Origin of the sequence: Larkinella fluvii (assembly GCF_051857545.1) — a bacterium.
GTDB lineage: Bacteria > Bacteroidota > Bacteroidia > Cytophagales > Spirosomataceae > Larkinella.
This window is the reverse complement of the sequence record NZ_JBPZHB010000011.1, coordinates 120,366-136,915: the sequence shown is the minus strand read 5'-3', so window position 1 is coordinate 136,915 and position 16,550 is coordinate 120,366. Positions and strand designations below refer to the sequence as shown.

Genomic DNA, 16,550 nt, shown 5'->3' with positions numbered 1-16,550 from the left:
CTAGTCAGAAAGGCGAAATCACTGCTTCGATACAGGGAGACGTTTCAGGGACGAAAAAACACTTACCGTAATTTTATATTTATTTGGCAGATTTGAAAAATAGTTTGAAGAAAGTGTCGATTCCCTGTTTACTTGCCAATTCTATTTTAGAAAATGAGCCAGTACGTCAATTATAAATGGTCTATGAAAACGAATCAGGGAGTCGAAACCGGTCAATCCGTTAAAGGAACCGTATCCACGTTGAACACACCATCGTTTCCGTTTAAAGTCGGTTTATTCGGAATTGGGCTGGATACCTACTGGGCGCAATTCGACGGGCTGGAAGCCCGGTTGAAAGGTTACCTGCAGCGCGTCGAGTCGCGGTTCAGTCGCCCGGGTGTCGAAGTGGTCAACCTCGGCCTGGTCGATTCGCCGGAAAAAGCCCTGGTGGCCGGTCACCAGTTCCGGCAGGCCGACATCGATCTGTTGTTCATTTACGTCACCACCTATGCCCTGTCGGCGACGGTTTTGCCGGTGGTGCAGCGGGCCAAAGTGCCGGTAATCGTCCTGAATTTAGCACCCGAACCGGCCATTAACTACGAATGGTTCAATCAGTTGAACGACCGAACGCGGATGACGGGCGAATGGCTGGCTTACTGCTCGGCCTGCCCCGTTCCCGAAATCGCCAACGTATTCCGTCGCGCCCACATCCCGTTTCATCAGGTCACCGGCATGCTTGAAAACGACCCCGAGGGCTGGCAGGAAATCGATGAGTGGATCGAAGCCGGGCGGGTGGCGCACGTCATGGCGCACAACTGCCTGGGTTTGATGGGCAATTATTACAGCGGGATGCTCGACATTTATTCCGACCTGACGCTGCAAAACGCAACCTTCGGCGGCCATATGAAAATCGTGGAAGTCGACGAGCTATCCGCTCTGCGGGAAGCGGTTTCGCCGGAACAGGTGAAGGAACGGACGGCGGTTTTTGCCGAAACCTTCGACGTTCAGGCCGATTGTTTACCCGAGGAACTCGCTCGCGCTGCCCGAACCTCCGTGGCACTGGATCAGTTGGTGGAAACCCACGGTTTGGGATCGCTGGCGTATTATCACAAAGGCAGTGGTAATCCGGCGAATGAAGACACGATGAGTTCGGTGATTCTCGGTAATTCACTGCTGACGGCGCGCGGGATTCCGGTGGCGGGTGAATACGAAGTCAAGAATGCCCAGGCCATGAAAATCATGGACAGCTTCGGCGTTGGCGGTTCTTTTACGGAATATTACGCGATGGATTTTGCCGACAATGTGGTGCTGATGGGCCACGATGGTCCCGGCCACATCCGCATTGCCGAGGGCAAAACCAAGGTCCGTCCGCTCTATGTATATCATGGAAAAGTGGGTCGGGGGCTTTCGGTGGAAATGTCGGTTAAAAACGGGCCGGTCACGCTCCTGTCGGTGGTGGAAAACGGGAACGGGAAAATCAGTCTGCTCGTGGCCGAAGGTGAATCCGTGCCGGGACCGATTCTGCACATTGGCAACACCAACAGCCGCTACCGGTTTTCGCCGGGTGCGCGGAACTTCGTACAGACCTGGAACAGCCACGGTCCGGCGCACCATTGTGCGGTGGGAGTGGGGCATATTGCTTCCAAACTGGCAAAACTGGGGGCGTTGCTAAATGTGGAGGTGATTCAGGTGTGCTAGCGTGGCTGACGTGGTTGATCGCGATTGCAGATCTTGACCAGCACCGTTGCAAATCTTGATCAGCCCGACAATTAAAACATCTTTGTCTGATAAATTGGAATTTCTGGATCGATTTTTGCATATACAAAACCAAGGACCGTTTAGTAAAGATTCCCTCTTTTTTATCTTTCTGCTGCTTCTTCTCTTGTCACCGTACTGGTGACCCGGCCCCCTTCTCTTAGTGAGTTTCCTTCATACGCTGTTCAGCAAAAACAAGGTGAAAGTTTTTATCCGGTATATGGTTAGTGGGCGTTGCAAAATGATTGTACAGGCAATTTTTAAAAGAGCCAGCCTGGATTGTGAGGTGGTCGATCTCGGTGAAGTAGAGGTTCGGGGGACAATTTCTGTCGGACAAATGGATCAGTTGCGAACCGGTTTATTGGAAGCCGGGCTCGAACTGATTGACGATAAAAAAGAAGTGCTAATCGAAAAAGTGAAAAACGTAATTGTGGAGCTGGTTCACTACACCGACGAGCTGCCCAAAATGAAGAATTCGGACTACATCAGTTCGAAACTACAATATGATTACACCTACCTCGCCAACCTGTTCTCAGAAGCGGAAGGTACGACCATTGAAAAATACATTATTGCTCATAAGATAGAACGGGCGAAAGAATTGCTCCGGTATGACGAACTCAATCTCACCCAAATCTCCTACAAACTCAATTACAGCAGTGTCGCCCATTTGTCCAACCAGTTTAAAAAGGTGACCGGAGTAACGCCTTCCAACTACAAGCAACTCAAGCAAAATGGACGCAATACGCTTGAAAATGTGTGAATAATGTAACCTTTCTGGGGAATTGTGTAACATATACGAGTTTGCAAAAGCCCATCTTAGCAGTGTAAAACAAAACCAGCCTGATCATTCAACGACTATGAAACGAAAACTACTTAATAGCCTGGCCTACAGTGTCTTGTTCGCCTTACCGTTCATCGGTTTCGGACAGAGCGCACCGCCCCTCGGAACCACGTCTACCTTTGCTTTATTTACCGCCAACGGTGCGCTTTTGAACGACGGAGCCTCCCAGATTACGGGTGACATTGGAACCAATGTCGGATCCATTAGCGGTTTTGAGACAGCCACCATCTCCGGAAACACGTATACCGCCGGAAGTCCGCAATCGATCCAGGCAGCGGCTGATGTCGCGTTGGCCTACAGCTCTTTGCTTGCCGCTCCCTGTAATCCGACGGCTATCGGTGTTGAACTGGGGGGACAGACGCTGAATCCGGGTGTTTCCTGCCAAACCAGCGCCAGCCCTACCACCCTGAATGGAACGCTCACCTTGAGTGGAGCCGGTATTTTTATCATCAAGTTAAACAGTGCTCTGGTAACCGGCACCGGTTCAACCATTTTACTGACGAACGGCGCCACGGTTGAAAACGTATTTTTTCAAATCAACGGAGCCGCCACCCTGGGAACCGGTTCGACGTTTAGAGGAACCATCATTGCCCTGGATGCCATTGTACTGAACACGACTACGCTGGAAGGAAGGGCCCTTTCAACTGCGGGAGCCATTACGATCAACGCCAGCACGGTTATCGTTCCTACAGCGGCCCCGTTGCCGGTAACGTTGGTCAGCTTCACGGCGAAAGTACAAGCCAATCGGACGGTCGAACTGGCCCTGACAACATCGCTGGAAATCAACAACAAAGGTTTTTTAATTGAGCGGAGCAAAGATCTGCAACGGTTCGAAAAAGTGGGTGAAGTAGCTGATGTTTCGGTGAATAGCACAACCTTGAAAACCTACCGGCTGACCGACCAGACACCCTATTCCGGCACCAGTTATTACCGCCTGACGCAGACGGATTTAAACGGCCGATCGACGGTTTACCGGGCGGTTTCGGTGGTAATGCGGGATGATGCGTATGGCGTGTACCCCAATCCGGTGGCTCGCGGGGAACGCTTTGTGCTGAAGCTGGATGAGCCCGAAACCGCCATTCTTGGGTTCTACAGTGCCGATGGACGTTTGCAGTCTCTGCAGAAAACCGGTATTCAATCGGGGAATCTGCTGCTGAAATCGACAGGTCTGTCGTCTGGTGCCTACATCCTCAAGGTTCAGGAACGGGGGCAGGTACGCCAACACCGTTTTATTGTGGAGTAACCGGTTGTTTACCTGATTGGCTGGTTGATAGTCTTTATTGCGGGCTGGCCTTCGATTCTCAATAGTCCATTTTGGAGCAATTTAACGGTGATTTCGGTTCACCCTGGCACGGCTTTGTGCGGTCATTCCGACTTTTTCGGCTCCCTTATCTGCGTATCACGAATGATCGAGAACTACCTCCGAACGCATACCAACCGTTTTCTGTCCAGCTACCTGATTCTGCTGACCGATACGATCATAACCGGTATTGCTTTTGCCCTTGCTTATGGTCTGCGGTTTAATTTTGATTTCAGCGCCATGAACGGGGATAATCTGCTGGCCGGTTTGCTGATCACCACCCTCTGTCGGTTAATCTGCTTCGTTCTGGTGGGATCTTACCGCGGCATTATCCGACACACCAGCCTGGAAGACCTGCGGCTGTTGGGGCTGGCGGTTTCGATGAGTACGGCACTAACGGCGCTGGTTTCCGGCCTGCTGGCTTTGGGAAATGGGCCGTGGACGCTTTATGTGCCGGTTTCCATTCTGCTCATCGACTATTGCTGCTGTCTGGTTATTCTGGCCGCCAGCCGGTTTGGTGCGAAGGCACTTTACTGGCATTTGCTGCTGGTGGGGGGCGGGCGTCGCCAGCCTGTCCTGATTTATGGCGCGGGCCAAACCGGACTGCTCACCCGCAAAGCCCTGGAGCAGGATGCGGATCACTGGTATCAGATGCTGGCATTTGTGGACGATGATCCCGCCAAACGGGGTAAAGTCCTGGAAGGGGTCGAAGTGCTATCCCGTCAGCAGGCTTACCAGCGGTTTATCAAAGGCCAGACCGTGCTGCCCCAGGTGATTCTGGCGATGGAATCCTGTACACCCCATCAGCGGACGCAGATTACCGACTTTTTTCTCCAATACGACATTCCGGTCAAAACCGTCCCCGGGGTCCGGCAGTGGATGGACGGCCGTTTCGATGCACTGCAAATTCGTGACATTCGCATCGAAGATTTGCTCGAAAGAGCCCCGATTCAGCTTTTCAACGACACCTTGCGGGCACAGCTCGATGATCAGGTGGTGATGGTGACGGGCGCGGCCGGTTCCATCGGAAGTGAACTGGTCCGTCAATTGTTGAGCCATCACCCGCGTACGATTGTGCTCGTCGATCAGGCCGAATCGGCCTTGTTCGACCTGGAGTTTCAACTCCGCCAGCACTTTAAAACCGCCCTGAACGAAATTCGCCTGGTGATTAAAATCGCCGATGTGTCCAACCAGACGCGAATGCAGCACGTGTTTCGGGATACCCGGCCGACGCTGGTTTTTCATGCCGCAGCCTACAAACATGTTCCGCTGATGGAGGAACATCCATTCGAGGCTGTTCGGGTCAATGTGCTCGGTACGCAGGTCATGGCCGATCTGGCGCTGGAATACGGGGTGCAGCGGTTTGTGATGATCTCGACCGACAAAGCCGTCAATCCGACCAATGTCATGGGAGCCACCAAGCGGCTGGCCGAGCTGTATGTCCAAAGCCTGAACCATTCGGATTCGCTGCTGCGCCGGACACGTTTTATGATCACCCGGTTTGGCAACGTGCTGGGTTCCAACGGTTCGGTGGTAACGGTTTTTCGGCAACAGATTCAGGCGGGTGGCCCGGTGACGGTAACCCATCCCGAGGTTCGGCGGTATTTCATGACCATCCCGGAATCCTGTCAACTGGTGCTCGAAGCCGGGGCGATGGGGCAGGGTGGAGAGGTCTTTGTCTTCGATATGGGTGAGCCGGTCCGGATTGTGGATCTGGCCCGGAAGATGATCCGGCTGTCGCGCGAGCCGGGCGGGCAGGACATCAAGATTGTTTTTACCGGGCTGAGACCGGGTGAGAAACTGTATGAAGAACTGCTGCATACGAACGAACGCACACTGCCCACCCATCATCCCAAAATTATGATTGCCCGGGTGGCGGCACTGCACGCGGAGGAAATCCGGTTTTGTCTGGAACAACTCCGTCACCAACTCGCCGACGGCAATGACCGGGCTTTGGTCAGCAGCATCAAACGAATCATTCCGGAGTTCATCAGCAACAATTCCGAATTCAGCACACTGGATTATTGAGACTGGCCTTTGGGCGGGGAATAAACACCAACCGAATCATGCATAAATTAGTAGTTGTCGATGGTCATTCTATTGTGCGCTCGGGCATCCGTCTGCTGTTGAAAGACTACTACGGCACAATCCAGATCGACGAAGCCCAGAACGGCGGGGTGGCTTTCCGGAAAATCATGGACACCGACTATGATCTGGTGATCATGGAACTGAACCTGCCGAATACTGATACGTTTAGTTTTCTGGAAAATCTCCGCAAGATGGTGCCTGAGCTGCCTATCCTCCTTTTCACGACCGTCACCAAGTATGCGTTCCTGAAGCGGTATCTGCAAATGGGGGTAAGTGGCTACTTAAGCAAAGAAGCCGGCGATCCGGAAATTCTGACGGCAGTGCGGAGTATTCTGACGGGCCGAAAATACATGGATCCGTCGTTGCTGGACCAGACGCTGGAAGACCGGCATCAGGCGGATGAACTGGACCCCTTTCAACTGCTGTCGAACCGGGAGTTTGAAATTGCCCAACATCTGTTCAAAGGGACATCGGTGAGCACCATCGCCGATTATTTAAATATTCACACCTCCACGGTTGGAACCCATAAAGCCCGGATTTATGACAAACTTCGGGTCGATAACGTCATCATGCTCAAGGATTTGGCCGAATTATACCGTTTGATCTAGCAATGGCTCCCGGGCGTTTCAATACCGGTTTTGGAAAAATACCCGTCGTATCCGGAAGTCTGAGAACGGTGCTTCCGGCAGTTGGTCGTTCCTGTTTACAAAAATCGTACAAATGTTGATGTATATTTGTAAACAACCGTATGCAACTGACCCCGTATGGCTCAACGTAACCTGTCATTGAAAGGCCCCATTATTTCAATCGAAGATGATGACGACGACCAATTTCTGCTGGCGCAAATTATAAAGCGACTGGACATTCCCAACGAAATCCGTTTTTTCTCCAATGGCCAACTGGCTTTGCAGTATCTGGAAGCGACCGACGAACAGCCTTTCCTGATTTTGTGTGACATCAATATGCCCATCATGAACGGGCTGGAACTGCGCCGACGGATCATTCAGAACGAGACTCTGCGCCAGAAATCCATTCCATTTGTGTACCTAACGACCGCAGCCAATCCCGACATCATCCGCGAAGCGTATGAACAGGAAGTTCAGGGCTTTTTCCAGAAAGCAACGGATTACGCCGGTTTTCAACAGCAAATGAAACTTCTCGTTGCCTACTGGCAGAACTGTCTGCATCCCAACAGCACGTTGTAACCGCTTTGTTTTGTCAATTGGAAGAACAATACAATTTCGGGATTGAATCAGCCGTTTACTATTCGACCGAAAACACCGTGTCGCAGCCGATGAAGTCGGTTGGGTTCGACAGGGGGCGGCTCCTGAATCTCGTATTTTTCCCAGCATTGGTTTCCGCATTCTATGGCCATTCTGTTTCGTATTTTTTCCCGGCTGAGCTTTTTTTTAGTCGTTTACACGGTTTTAGGTTGTACCCTTTTTGATGGATTATCTCCCAAAGACAAAGGCTCGAATGTCATTGTGGGCTGGGGCGATAGCATGACGGAGGGCAGCAACGGCAGCTCATACCTGATCGAACTGCAAAAACTGGCCCCGCAGTACACGTTTGTGAACGAGGGAATCTCCGGAGAAAAAAGCTACCAGATTGCCAAGCGAATGCTGGCTGCGACGGACAAACATTCGTATAATACAATCATTTGGGCGGGTCGCAATAATTACCTCGAACCTGAACAAATCAAAGCCGACATCGCGTCGATGGTGAAAGCGTTAGGGCACGACCGGTATCTGGTGTTGAGCATTGTAAACGGTAGCTTCGGCCAGAACGAAGATGTTTTTGGAGCTGGCCACGACGCCATCATGAAACTGAACGGCGAGTTGTATACGATTTATGGCGATCATTACATTAATATTCACGCGTATTTACTGTCACAATATGACCGGTCGAGCTACCTGGATATTGTCGATCATACGGATGATGTGGTGCCGAGATCATTGCGGTTCGACCCTTTACACCTCAATGAAAAGGGAAATCAGAAAGTGGCCGAGCGAATTTTCCAGAGTATGAACGTCCTGACTAACCAATAAATCTTTCCATTGGCGTGAGCGCATTCGTTCATTTAGATGCAGGGACGACACCGCTTGTGAGTGGTTCCGATGCGGGAAGATCGGCAAATAGGACTGTTTTTTAGTACGAATTTTCGCTTATTAAATTTGACTATTTCAAGAATTTATTAAACAATATTGTCTCCAAAAACCGTCCTTTGTTCCTGAAAGTGACTTTTTGATCCGAAATCCTTCCAATAGGAAAATGATTTCTCACTTTCACGACCAAAACCGATGAATCGGATTCTCTTTGTAGCCACTCTTGCATTTGTCACTCAAGCTCCTTCATGGGCGCAACAGCCGACTGTTTCATCCGAAAAAAACGATGTGCGATCCGAATCGCCGGTGATCGAACGTACCGAATCCATCATTTACGAAAAACGGGTAACGGAAAAACGCCTGAACAATGCATATTCGATCCCGGCACCCGTTTCCGGATCGACGGCATCACTCTCTGTTGAACCGCCCGTCTATGAATCCCAATCGTCGGTCAGCCTGCCCCGCAACGGCCAGGTAACAACAGGTTCTGCGGTTTTTCCGACAGCGAACGTGGCATCGAACCCGGATGAAATTCGGGCATTGCGCAGGATGATCGAGGCTCAGAATACCAAAATCGACAGCATTCAAACGGATCTTGGGCAATTGAAAGGAGCTACAACTGCCGCTTCGCCAAACCACCTGTCAAAACCGGAAAAAATGCTCAAACGCGACAACGTTTCGATTGGGGTTTACGCCGGACCCAACTTCTCGAAGTATTCGACAGATCAGGATAGCCTGGAATCCAAAGCCCGGGTGGGCTACCAGCTCGGCGTTTATGTTCGCGGAGGAGGACGGCTGTTTGGGCAATTGGGGGTTGAATACGTGGGCGTTTCGTCGAAACTCTACAGCAAGAACGATAAAGGGACTTCGCTGAACGACATCAACAGTACCATCAATACCCACTACGTTCAGATTCCGCTCCAGATCGGGTTTCGGCCGGCCATGACCCAGACCAAGCGGACGGGAATCCGGATTCAGGCGGGGGCCGAATTGTCTTATTTACTGAATGCCGATAAAAATGATTTCAACCTGACCGACGACGATTACAACAAAACCGTTGTCAATCTACTGGGTGGTGTCGGCTTCGATCTGGGGCCGGTTACCCTCGATGTGTCCTACCATCATGGCATCAAAGACGTGTATAAAGCCGAGAATGCCAAGCTTCGGATGGTCAGTGCCAGCCTCGGGTTTAAGTTCTGATTTACCCGAATGATCCTGAATAAGGAACGTTTTTGGGCGATTTTCTAAAAAAAATGCAATATCGGGAACAATCACTGGTCGTTGAGCGTACTTTTGTAAGAATCTCTTCCGCAGTTCATGACGCGCCGACAGCATTTTATTGTGATCCTGATTTTAGGAACGCTCACTACGATCAGTCCATTTTCCATCGACATGTATCTGCCGGGTTTTCCGGCCATTGCGAAAAGCCTCAACACCACCATTGAACAGGTGCAGCTTTCACTGACCGCTTATCTGATCGGTATTTCGGTGGGGCAACTCCTGTATGGACCTCTGTTGGATCGCTATGGCCGGAAACGCCCGTTGTATGCGGGGCTGGTGCTGTATCTACTGGCTTCGATTGGCTGTGCGCAAACAACGTCGATCGAAACCCTGATTTTAATGCGGCTTTTGCAGGCTGTCGGGGGCTGTGTTGGGTTGGTGGCGGCTCAGGCACTGGTGCGTGATTTGTTTCCGGTATCGCAGATTGCCCAGGTTTTTTCGCTGCTGACGCTGGTGCTGGCCATTTCGCCGATGATTGCACCCACGGTGGGTGGTTATGCCACGGTGGCGCTGGGCTGGCACTCCATATTCCTGATTCTGGCGGGAATAACCGCGCTCATTCTGGTGGCTATTTATTTCGTTTTGCCCGATGGGAAACAAGCCGATCCCTCGTTGTCGCTCCGGCCCAAAGCGGTTTTGAGCAGCTTTCTGACAGTGGCAAAACATCCACAGTTTTTGACTTACACGCTGGTGGGCGGGATTGCCACATCGGCTCCTTTCGCCTATATTTCCGGCTCACCCGATGTCTTTATGAACATCTACCGGATCAGTGAACAGCAATACGGGTGGATGTTTGCCTTTTTAGCCATCAGCATGATTGCGCCAACGCAATTGAATCACCTTCTGTTGAAGCGGTTTCGGAGCGAGCAGATCATTTATGCCACGTTGACCTACCAATCCATAGTTGGCTTGCTGATGGTTTGGGGAACCTGGGCGGGCTGGTTTGGCCCCTACGGTTTGATCGCTATGCTGTTCTTGTTTCTCGCGGGTCAGGGACTGACCGGCCCGAATGCCTCGGCACTTTCACTTTCTCCCTTCTCCCGCCACGCAGGCAGCGCGGCCGCGCTGATGGGCAGCTTCCGGATGGGCTTTGGCGCGTTGGTCTCCGCAGCCGTCAGTGTTTTTCACAACCACACCGCCATCCCGATGGTGGGTACGATGCTGATCTGCGTGGTGAGTGGTCTGGCTATTTTTGTGACGGGACAAAGGGTGATTCATTACCGGGCGAAGAAAGCCGGTTTTGAAGAATCACTTTCGGAAGTGGCTTTGTAAAAGGTGGTTGTATCAAACGCATAAAAAAACCGTAGCGAGCCTCGCTACGGTTTTTTTATGCGTTACCAATCGAAGTCTTTGCGGTGTTTACTTACTGGCTTCGGCCGCTGGTTGTTCCTGTTCGACGGCGCTGGGGTCCATCCACATTACTTCCCACAGGTGCCCGTCCAGGTCCTCAAAACCGTGTCCGTACATAAAGCCCTGATCCTGTTTTTCATTCGGCGTTTTTCCACCAGCCGCTACCGCTTTGCTGACCAGTTCATCGACAGCCTCCCGGCTTTCGGCAGAAAGGCAGATGATCGATTCGGTGGTTTTGGTCGAATCGGCAATCGCTTTTTTGGTGAATGACTGGAAGAACGGTTCTACCAGCAACATGACAAAAATATCCTCGCTGATGATCATACAGGTGGCTTTTTCGTCCGTAAACTGGGGATTAAAGCGGTAGCCCAATTGGTTAAAAAACGCGACGGATCTGTTCAGGTCTTTAACGGGCAGGTTTACAAAAATTTGAGTGGCCATGTGTATTTGTGGTTTAAAGTTTACCTGACAAAAGTACGGCCGAACCCGGTTTTTCGGGTGTGTGAATGCGACATTGACCGGGTCGAATGCGACTTTCTGCGCATCAAACATTTCTTTAATGTTACCGTTTTTTAAACTATTGGCACATGTACGTGTCTATAGGGCATTCAACTTAACATGAAACGCTATGAAAACGAATCATAATAGTTTTATCCTGATCCTGCTGGTTGCATTGCTGGCGGGTCATTCGATGGAGGCTCAAATTCTGAAAAGCTGGAGCCCTCAGGCCAAAGGAACCGCCATTGGGGCCGGAACCGGAGCGGCCGCCGGTGCCATCATCCATAAACGGAATCGTGTGGTGGGTGGGGTAGTCGGTGGGGTAGTCGGCGGTGCCGCCGGGTATGCCGTTGGGAAACACATCGACAACAAACGCAAGAAAGCGGCCTGGCAGGAAGCCGGTCGCCGGGCGGCAGAACAGCAGCCGCTGGCCACCAGTAAGGGAGCCGCTCCTTCCATTACGAAACGTACCGCCGTGGCCGCCAGACCCGCGGTGTCGACGCCAAAACCGGCCTTCAATGCCCTTCAACCGGTGCCAACGCCCGAAACCGAGAGCAATCCGGCCTTGTATATCCTGAATCAGGGCTATCTGCCCAATCCGTATTACGGGGATCAGGCAGCGCCGTATGGAGCGACGGAATACCGTCAGAAAAGCTGGTAACCTCATTTCGTATTGGTTCATTACACCCTAAAATCGCAAACACTATGAAAGCATTCATCGCAATATTGATGCTGGCAACGCTGACTACGGCCTGCTCGCCAGCCAATGAACCTGTCAATGTGCAGGAACTGAATAAGCAGTTTATCACCGCCTGGAATACGAAAGAAGCCGATAAAGTTGTCGGTTTTCTGGCCGACGATGTTCAGTTTGTCCAGGGTAACAGCCACTGGCAGGGTAAGTCCGAAGTCGCCACGAAATGGGTTCGGGCCACCTTGCCGACGCTGGACGATCTGAAAACATTTGCGGTCAGTTCATCAACCGATCAGCAAACCGCCTACGAAGCCGGAACGTTCTCCGTAGACGTGTTGCCCGCCAACCCGGATGAACCGCACGGAACCGGTGAAGGGAACTATATGCTGCTCTGGAAAAAAGGAGCCGACAACACCTGGAAGCTTAGTTACGCCCAACTGGAAGACCTGCCGGTTCGGGTCAAGTAAGAACCCGTATTTTTAAGAGTTTCTTCTGGTCTCATCGCCCGTTCTGACAATCCGCCGGTTGTTGGTGCGGGCGATTCCTTTTGTTTATCCAGGCCACCAACCATTCATCCCGGTATTTAGACCGCCAAAGTACTATGTATAGCAAGGTACCTTATGAAGTTGCTATCTTTGAACCATCAAAACGGCGGCAACGTCGTAGCCGCCGGAAAACGGCAGTAACAACAAACGCTGACAACATCCTTAAACAACCAATACAATGAAAACCTTGTTCGCTTCTGCTCTGCTTGCTTTGGCCCTGAGTACGTCTTCAGCCTCGTTTGCCGCTGACAACAAAGAAAATGCCGAACCCAAATCCACGTTTCAATCGGCGGTTTATCCGGTGATCAACAGCATGAAGGTGAGTGTGAACGTCAGCAAACCGAAAGACAGTAAAGTCGATATCCGGTTGGTCAATGAAGCCGGGCAAACCTTGACGGTTTTGAAACTGGGCAAAGACAACGAGACGTCGATCATCCGGTTTGACCTCAACAACCTGGAAGACGGGATTTACAAAGTGGAAGTTTCCGACGGGGTCAAAACCGACGTCAAAACCGTGAAAGTGCAAACCAGCACCCCTGTTGAAGTTGCGCACCGTGAAGTGAGTTTGAAGTAACCAGCGGAAATCCTTCACGATTTGATAACCCACCCGCATCGGGATTCGAAGTAACTTTGCAATTCTTTCGTATTCTCATGTTCATTGGGTAATCCAAACAGGCTGAGGATTTCCGGCAGATTCTGTTTCAACGATTTAGATTTTACGCAACAAATCCCGACAGCTTGCCGGGATTTGTTTTTTCGTTCGCATCAGGTGGCTGGAAATCGCAGCATTTATCGGCTTGATTTCATGGCTTTTACGACCTGCAGACTTTCGTCACTGGATAATTTCTCATATTCCTCCGTTTCGCAACCCAGCAGAGCAATCCGGCCGTTTTCGTCGCTGTGAACACCCCAGCCGTAGCGTTTGGTCAGGGGAGAAGCCCGAAAACACGGTTGTCCTTTGGAGAAAAACTGCTGCCGGGCGGCTGGCCGTTCACTTTCCGTGAGGTCGTTCCGGTCGGCAAACACCTGAAACAGGACATCATCGGAGGTATAGTGATACGGTTTTTGGCTCAGCATCTCAAACTGCAGCGTGGCCACCGATTTGGCATCACCTTTCTGCGGTGGAATTTCTCCCCGGCTTGCGGGACAGTCGTCGGCAACGGCGATGAGCGTGTTGGTATAGTTGGTGGTGTGAATTTTCATGGCGAACGTCGATTGGAAATTTCTACTGTAACACCTTTCCGCCCGTTTCTGCAATTCTGAATTGGATGAGATCGGTGATCAGGGCCAGCGGCAGTGGTTTATTATATGCAAACTGAACCGTGCTTTTCGATCCTTTGTAGGGCGCGATGGCTTCCTGAAAAGCGTCGTTGCCTTTGGGGGCCGGGTACATCCCGATGTGGTTTTTATGGGCCGAAAAATGAATCAGATAACCGTTCAGCCTGAACGTCGGCATGTTGTAGCTAATGGTTTCTTCCGAATCAGGGGCCGCTTTCTGAACAGTTTCCCGAATTTGTTGCAACAGTTCCTGTATTTGTGGTGGAAAACCGGCGATGTAGTCGTCGATGCTGGCTGGTTTGTTCATACGCGGAAAAGGGTTTCTTTATTCATGAAGTCTTTTATAGACCAGGAAGGCGTGTGAGAGATGAAATACGAGAAAAAGTACTGAAACCGCCCCGAAAATCCAAGGTCGATAGGACAGATTGAAAGAAAACGAGCGACCCATCAGTCTGATCCCCATTAACCAGACAAATGGCGTGTAAGCGGGAGCCAGAAAGCCCCACAGGCTGTGGCTCCACGCGCTGTCGGGGGCATAGAGCAGGACGAGCCACGAGGAAAAGTAGAGGACCAGGCCGGCCCCATACACAATAAAACCGGTTTTCTGGGTCCTTGACACCAGCGAAAGCGGCATCAGATAAGCCAATCCAAAGACTAGCCATCTCAGGCCGTTTTCGCCGAAAGCTAGAAACGGAGGGATATCCTTCCAAAATACCGCAGGTTGAAAAACGGGCGGCAGTTGATTCGAAAAGGCCAGATTCCAGAGCAGAATGGGGATGAGCAGAAGAAAACAGTTTAGGAAATAGGTTTGAAAGGGGTTTGGTTTCATTTCTTCCTGTTTTTTCGTTTTGGGATAGGAACGCGGATTGAACGGATTTAAACGGATTATCACAGATTAAAATCCGTTCAATCCGCTTCATCCGCGTTTCTATCCTAAAATCTTCTCCAAACACTTCATTGTAATCAAATACGTCGGTTTTACGCCCAGCGTCCCCAAACTCCCGGAGGCCAGTGTCGCCCCCGTGAGCAGTGGGTTATCCGACGCGTAATAGGCATACCGAACCTTCATGCTGGGCTGTACGCTGCCCCTGATTTTGGCGTGTGACTGAATCGCTTTCTGGTAATGCGCGCCTTCCATTTCGAGTCCGACGGCTTTCCACGACGAGTTTTTGAAATACGACAGAATGTCTTTGTTCTGCAATGACGTTCCCAACACCGTGATCATCGCGCCCTCGTAGGCATCGATGCCAAAACCGGCAAAATCAGCAATGGAAAAGTCGTTTTCCAGTGGATAATTGTCGGCGGTTCCCTCAAAAATGTGCGAAGTTGGAATCATGAGGTCGCCCTTATCGCCGGTTAGAATACCGGCTTTGCCCATGATTGAGATGGAGGCTACATTCAGCGCGAACGACTCGTCGCCATGGTCATACGGTTTCAGTAATTCGTCCATCGTTTCGAAGGCCTGTTCGCCAAACGCGTAGTCCATCACCAGCAGCAGCGGTTGAGTTTCCTGAATCAAAACCGGGTCGTGGGCGATTTCGGGCGACAGCTTCGTCGCATTAAGCTGGGCGGTATCGATCACCTGCACCAGCAGATTCGTGCCGCCCAGATCCTCCAGTTCGTGCAAGCCGTGGGCTTCGGCAAATTCGGTCACCTGCTGGCGGAGTTCCTGTTGCGCGGGTTGGCTGAGTTTGTAGGCCAGATCGTAGAGGTTTTCCCAGGACGTCACTTCGGCCAGCGCAGCCGGGGCATACAGGCAGTTGACAACGCTGTGCGGATTGGCGCTGATGACGTGAATCGGGCGGTTTTGCCAGCCGTTGGTCTGAATGTAGTGTTTGATGCGGGTGGCCCAGCGCTCACCGTACAGGTGCTGCCCGACGCGCTCCCGCAGCATGGGCGTGAAGTTGATTTCGCGGTCGACTTTTTTCTCCTGAATTTCCCGTACCGACACGCAGCCCAGACCATAGACGATCTGGAAAAGCCCGTTGTTGGTTCCGGCATTTTCCGCAAACCGGTGGTAAGCCTGCTGCGTTTCTTCAAACGTCCGGCCCAGAATTGAACTCAGGTACATCAGTGCCAATTCCTGTTCGTCTTCCTTGACGGTTCCGCCAGACTGGATAATGGCCTCTAGTTTTTCCCATTCGCGGAGTTTGTTGCCCCGTTCTATGAATACATTCCGCCGGATTTTGTCGGCTTCCATGAACAGAAACGTGAGGTGGGTCAGAATGTCGTAGATCTCGCTGCGGCCGTTCGTGACCTCGATCACCATTTGCTCGTTATCGACGCGGTAACAGTTCCGACGGCGTTTGGCCGGCACCAGCACCGGAAACCGCGAATGCTCAAACCCTTCGCGCGACACCAGCGTAATGACCCGGCACGCTTCGATGCCCTTCGGCAAGCGGTCCATGACATACACAAGGCCGTCTAATTCAACCCGTTGCGGATCGTTGACCGAGCCGTAGATTTCGGGTCGGAGGGTCAGCAGGGCCTGCCGGATTTCTTCACCCGATACACCGGACGGTTTATAAAATCCCCGGTTGAACAGGTGACGCATCGTGATATAAAGTTTTTCAATAGCCAGACGGGATTCCTGAGCGCGGGTGAGGGGGGGCGAATACTCGGTGTTCATCGTGAAGTAGATAAGTGGTTGCAAGATAAATGTTTGAAGTTGACTTGTCTTTCATTCCACTTTTGAATAATTCATTTTATTTGATGAATTGGGAAATGGCAGGCCACGAAGCAGGGGTACTAAAACCGTCGGCCGGGGCGTAAATTGTTTCCCTGCACCAGGACGTGACTCCCTGATTACCACTGCTCAAACACAAATCCCGCTTGTCCG

The 16,550-nt window shown here is 51.5% G+C and carries 17 protein-coding genes; 12 read left to right on the top strand and 5 right to left on the bottom strand.

The annotated features are described in order from the left end of the window. The first annotated feature begins 183 nt into the window (after positions 1-183). The 9 genes from ACS5NO_RS27435 to ACS5NO_RS27395 all read left to right on the top strand — a co-directional run bounded on the left by ACS5NO_RS27435 (position 184) and on the right by ACS5NO_RS27395 (position 10,621). Positions 184-1,677, top strand: a complete 1,494-nt coding sequence (locus tag ACS5NO_RS27435) for an arabinose isomerase (protein WP_439418092.1) — start codon at positions 184-186, stop codon at positions 1,675-1,677. A 298-nt stretch (positions 1,678-1,975) separates the two neighbouring features. Further along, entirely contained in the window at positions 1,976-2,494 is a 519-nt protein-coding gene (locus ACS5NO_RS27430; RefSeq protein WP_439418091.1) for a helix-turn-helix domain-containing protein, read from the top strand. Positions 2,495-2,591: 97 nt separating this feature from the next. Beyond that, positions 2,592-3,818 (top strand): ice-binding family protein, encoded by a 1,227-nt coding sequence (locus ACS5NO_RS27425; protein ID WP_439418090.1) that lies wholly within the window; start codon positions 2,592-2,594, stop codon positions 3,816-3,818. 162 nt (positions 3,819-3,980) lie between these two features. Further along, positions 3,981-5,903, top strand: coding sequence for a polysaccharide biosynthesis protein (locus ACS5NO_RS27420; protein WP_439418089.1), 1,923 nt, complete (start codon positions 3,981-3,983; stop codon positions 5,901-5,903). A gap of 38 nt (positions 5,904-5,941) precedes the next feature. After that, the gene (locus tag ACS5NO_RS27415) at positions 5,942-6,571 is read left to right on the top strand and encodes a response regulator (RefSeq protein ID WP_439418088.1); all 630 of its coding nucleotides are present in this window, start codon (positions 5,942-5,944) and stop codon (positions 6,569-6,571) included. Positions 6,572-6,727: 156 nt separating this feature from the next. Further along, positions 6,728-7,168: a response regulator gene (locus ACS5NO_RS27410; RefSeq protein WP_439418087.1), complete on the top strand. Its 441-nt coding sequence runs from the start codon at positions 6,728-6,730 to the stop codon at positions 7,166-7,168. A gap of 162 nt (positions 7,169-7,330) precedes the next feature. Then, positions 7,331-8,011, top strand: coding sequence for an SGNH/GDSL hydrolase family protein (locus ACS5NO_RS27405; protein WP_439418086.1), 681 nt, complete (start codon positions 7,331-7,333; stop codon positions 8,009-8,011). Positions 8,012-8,263: 252 nt separating this feature from the next. Then, a complete protein-coding gene (locus tag ACS5NO_RS27400; protein ID WP_439418085.1) occupies positions 8,264-9,268 on the top strand; it encodes a porin family protein in 1,005 nt (334 codons plus the stop codon). A gap of 117 nt (positions 9,269-9,385) precedes the next feature. Further along, complete coding sequence (locus ACS5NO_RS27395) at positions 9,386-10,621, top strand: multidrug effflux MFS transporter (RefSeq protein WP_439418084.1); 1,236 nt, start codon at positions 9,386-9,388, stop codon at positions 10,619-10,621. Between the two features lie 87 nt (positions 10,622-10,708). On the opposite strand, the gene ACS5NO_RS27390 is transcribed toward ACS5NO_RS27395, so the two are convergent. Further along, positions 10,709-11,140: a VOC family protein gene (locus tag ACS5NO_RS27390; protein WP_439418083.1), complete on the bottom strand. Its 432-nt coding sequence runs from the start codon at positions 11,138-11,140 to the stop codon at positions 10,709-10,711. A 187-nt stretch (positions 11,141-11,327) separates the two neighbouring features. On the opposite strand from ACS5NO_RS27390, the gene ACS5NO_RS27385 reads away from it, so the two are divergent. The 3 genes from ACS5NO_RS27385 (at position 11,328) to ACS5NO_RS27375 (ending at position 13,007) form a co-directional block, all read left to right on the top strand. Beyond that, the gene (locus ACS5NO_RS27385) at positions 11,328-11,858 is read left to right on the top strand and encodes a YMGG-like glycine zipper-containing protein (protein ID WP_439418082.1); all 531 of its coding nucleotides are present in this window, start codon (positions 11,328-11,330) and stop codon (positions 11,856-11,858) included. 44 nt (positions 11,859-11,902) lie between these two features. Further along, on the top strand, positions 11,903-12,355 hold the full coding sequence (locus tag ACS5NO_RS27380) for a YybH family protein (protein WP_439418081.1): 453 nt from the start codon (positions 11,903-11,905) through the stop codon (positions 12,353-12,355). A gap of 256 nt (positions 12,356-12,611) precedes the next feature. Further along, positions 12,612-13,007: a T9SS type A sorting domain-containing protein gene (locus tag ACS5NO_RS27375; protein ID WP_439418080.1), complete on the top strand. Its 396-nt coding sequence runs from the start codon at positions 12,612-12,614 to the stop codon at positions 13,005-13,007. Positions 13,008-13,222: 215 nt separating this feature from the next. Here the strand turns inward: ACS5NO_RS27375 and ACS5NO_RS27370 are convergent, their stop codons facing one another. From ACS5NO_RS27370 to ACS5NO_RS27355, 4 genes are all read right to left on the bottom strand, one after another. Continuing rightward, positions 13,223-13,636: a DUF6157 family protein gene (locus tag ACS5NO_RS27370; RefSeq protein ID WP_439418079.1), complete on the bottom strand. Its 414-nt coding sequence runs from the start codon at positions 13,634-13,636 to the stop codon at positions 13,223-13,225. A gap of 22 nt (positions 13,637-13,658) precedes the next feature. Then, on the bottom strand, positions 13,659-14,018 hold the full coding sequence (locus ACS5NO_RS27365) for an iron chaperone (RefSeq protein ID WP_439418078.1): 360 nt from the start codon (positions 14,016-14,018) through the stop codon (positions 13,659-13,661). Between the two features lie 18 nt (positions 14,019-14,036). Continuing rightward, entirely contained in the window at positions 14,037-14,540 is a 504-nt protein-coding gene (locus ACS5NO_RS27360; protein WP_439418077.1) for a hypothetical protein, read from the bottom strand. A gap of 99 nt (positions 14,541-14,639) precedes the next feature. Further along, complete coding sequence (locus ACS5NO_RS27355; protein WP_439418076.1) at positions 14,640-16,340, bottom strand: DUF6909 family protein; 1,701 nt, start codon at positions 16,338-16,340, stop codon at positions 14,640-14,642. Positions 16,341-16,550: the final 210 nt, after the last annotated feature.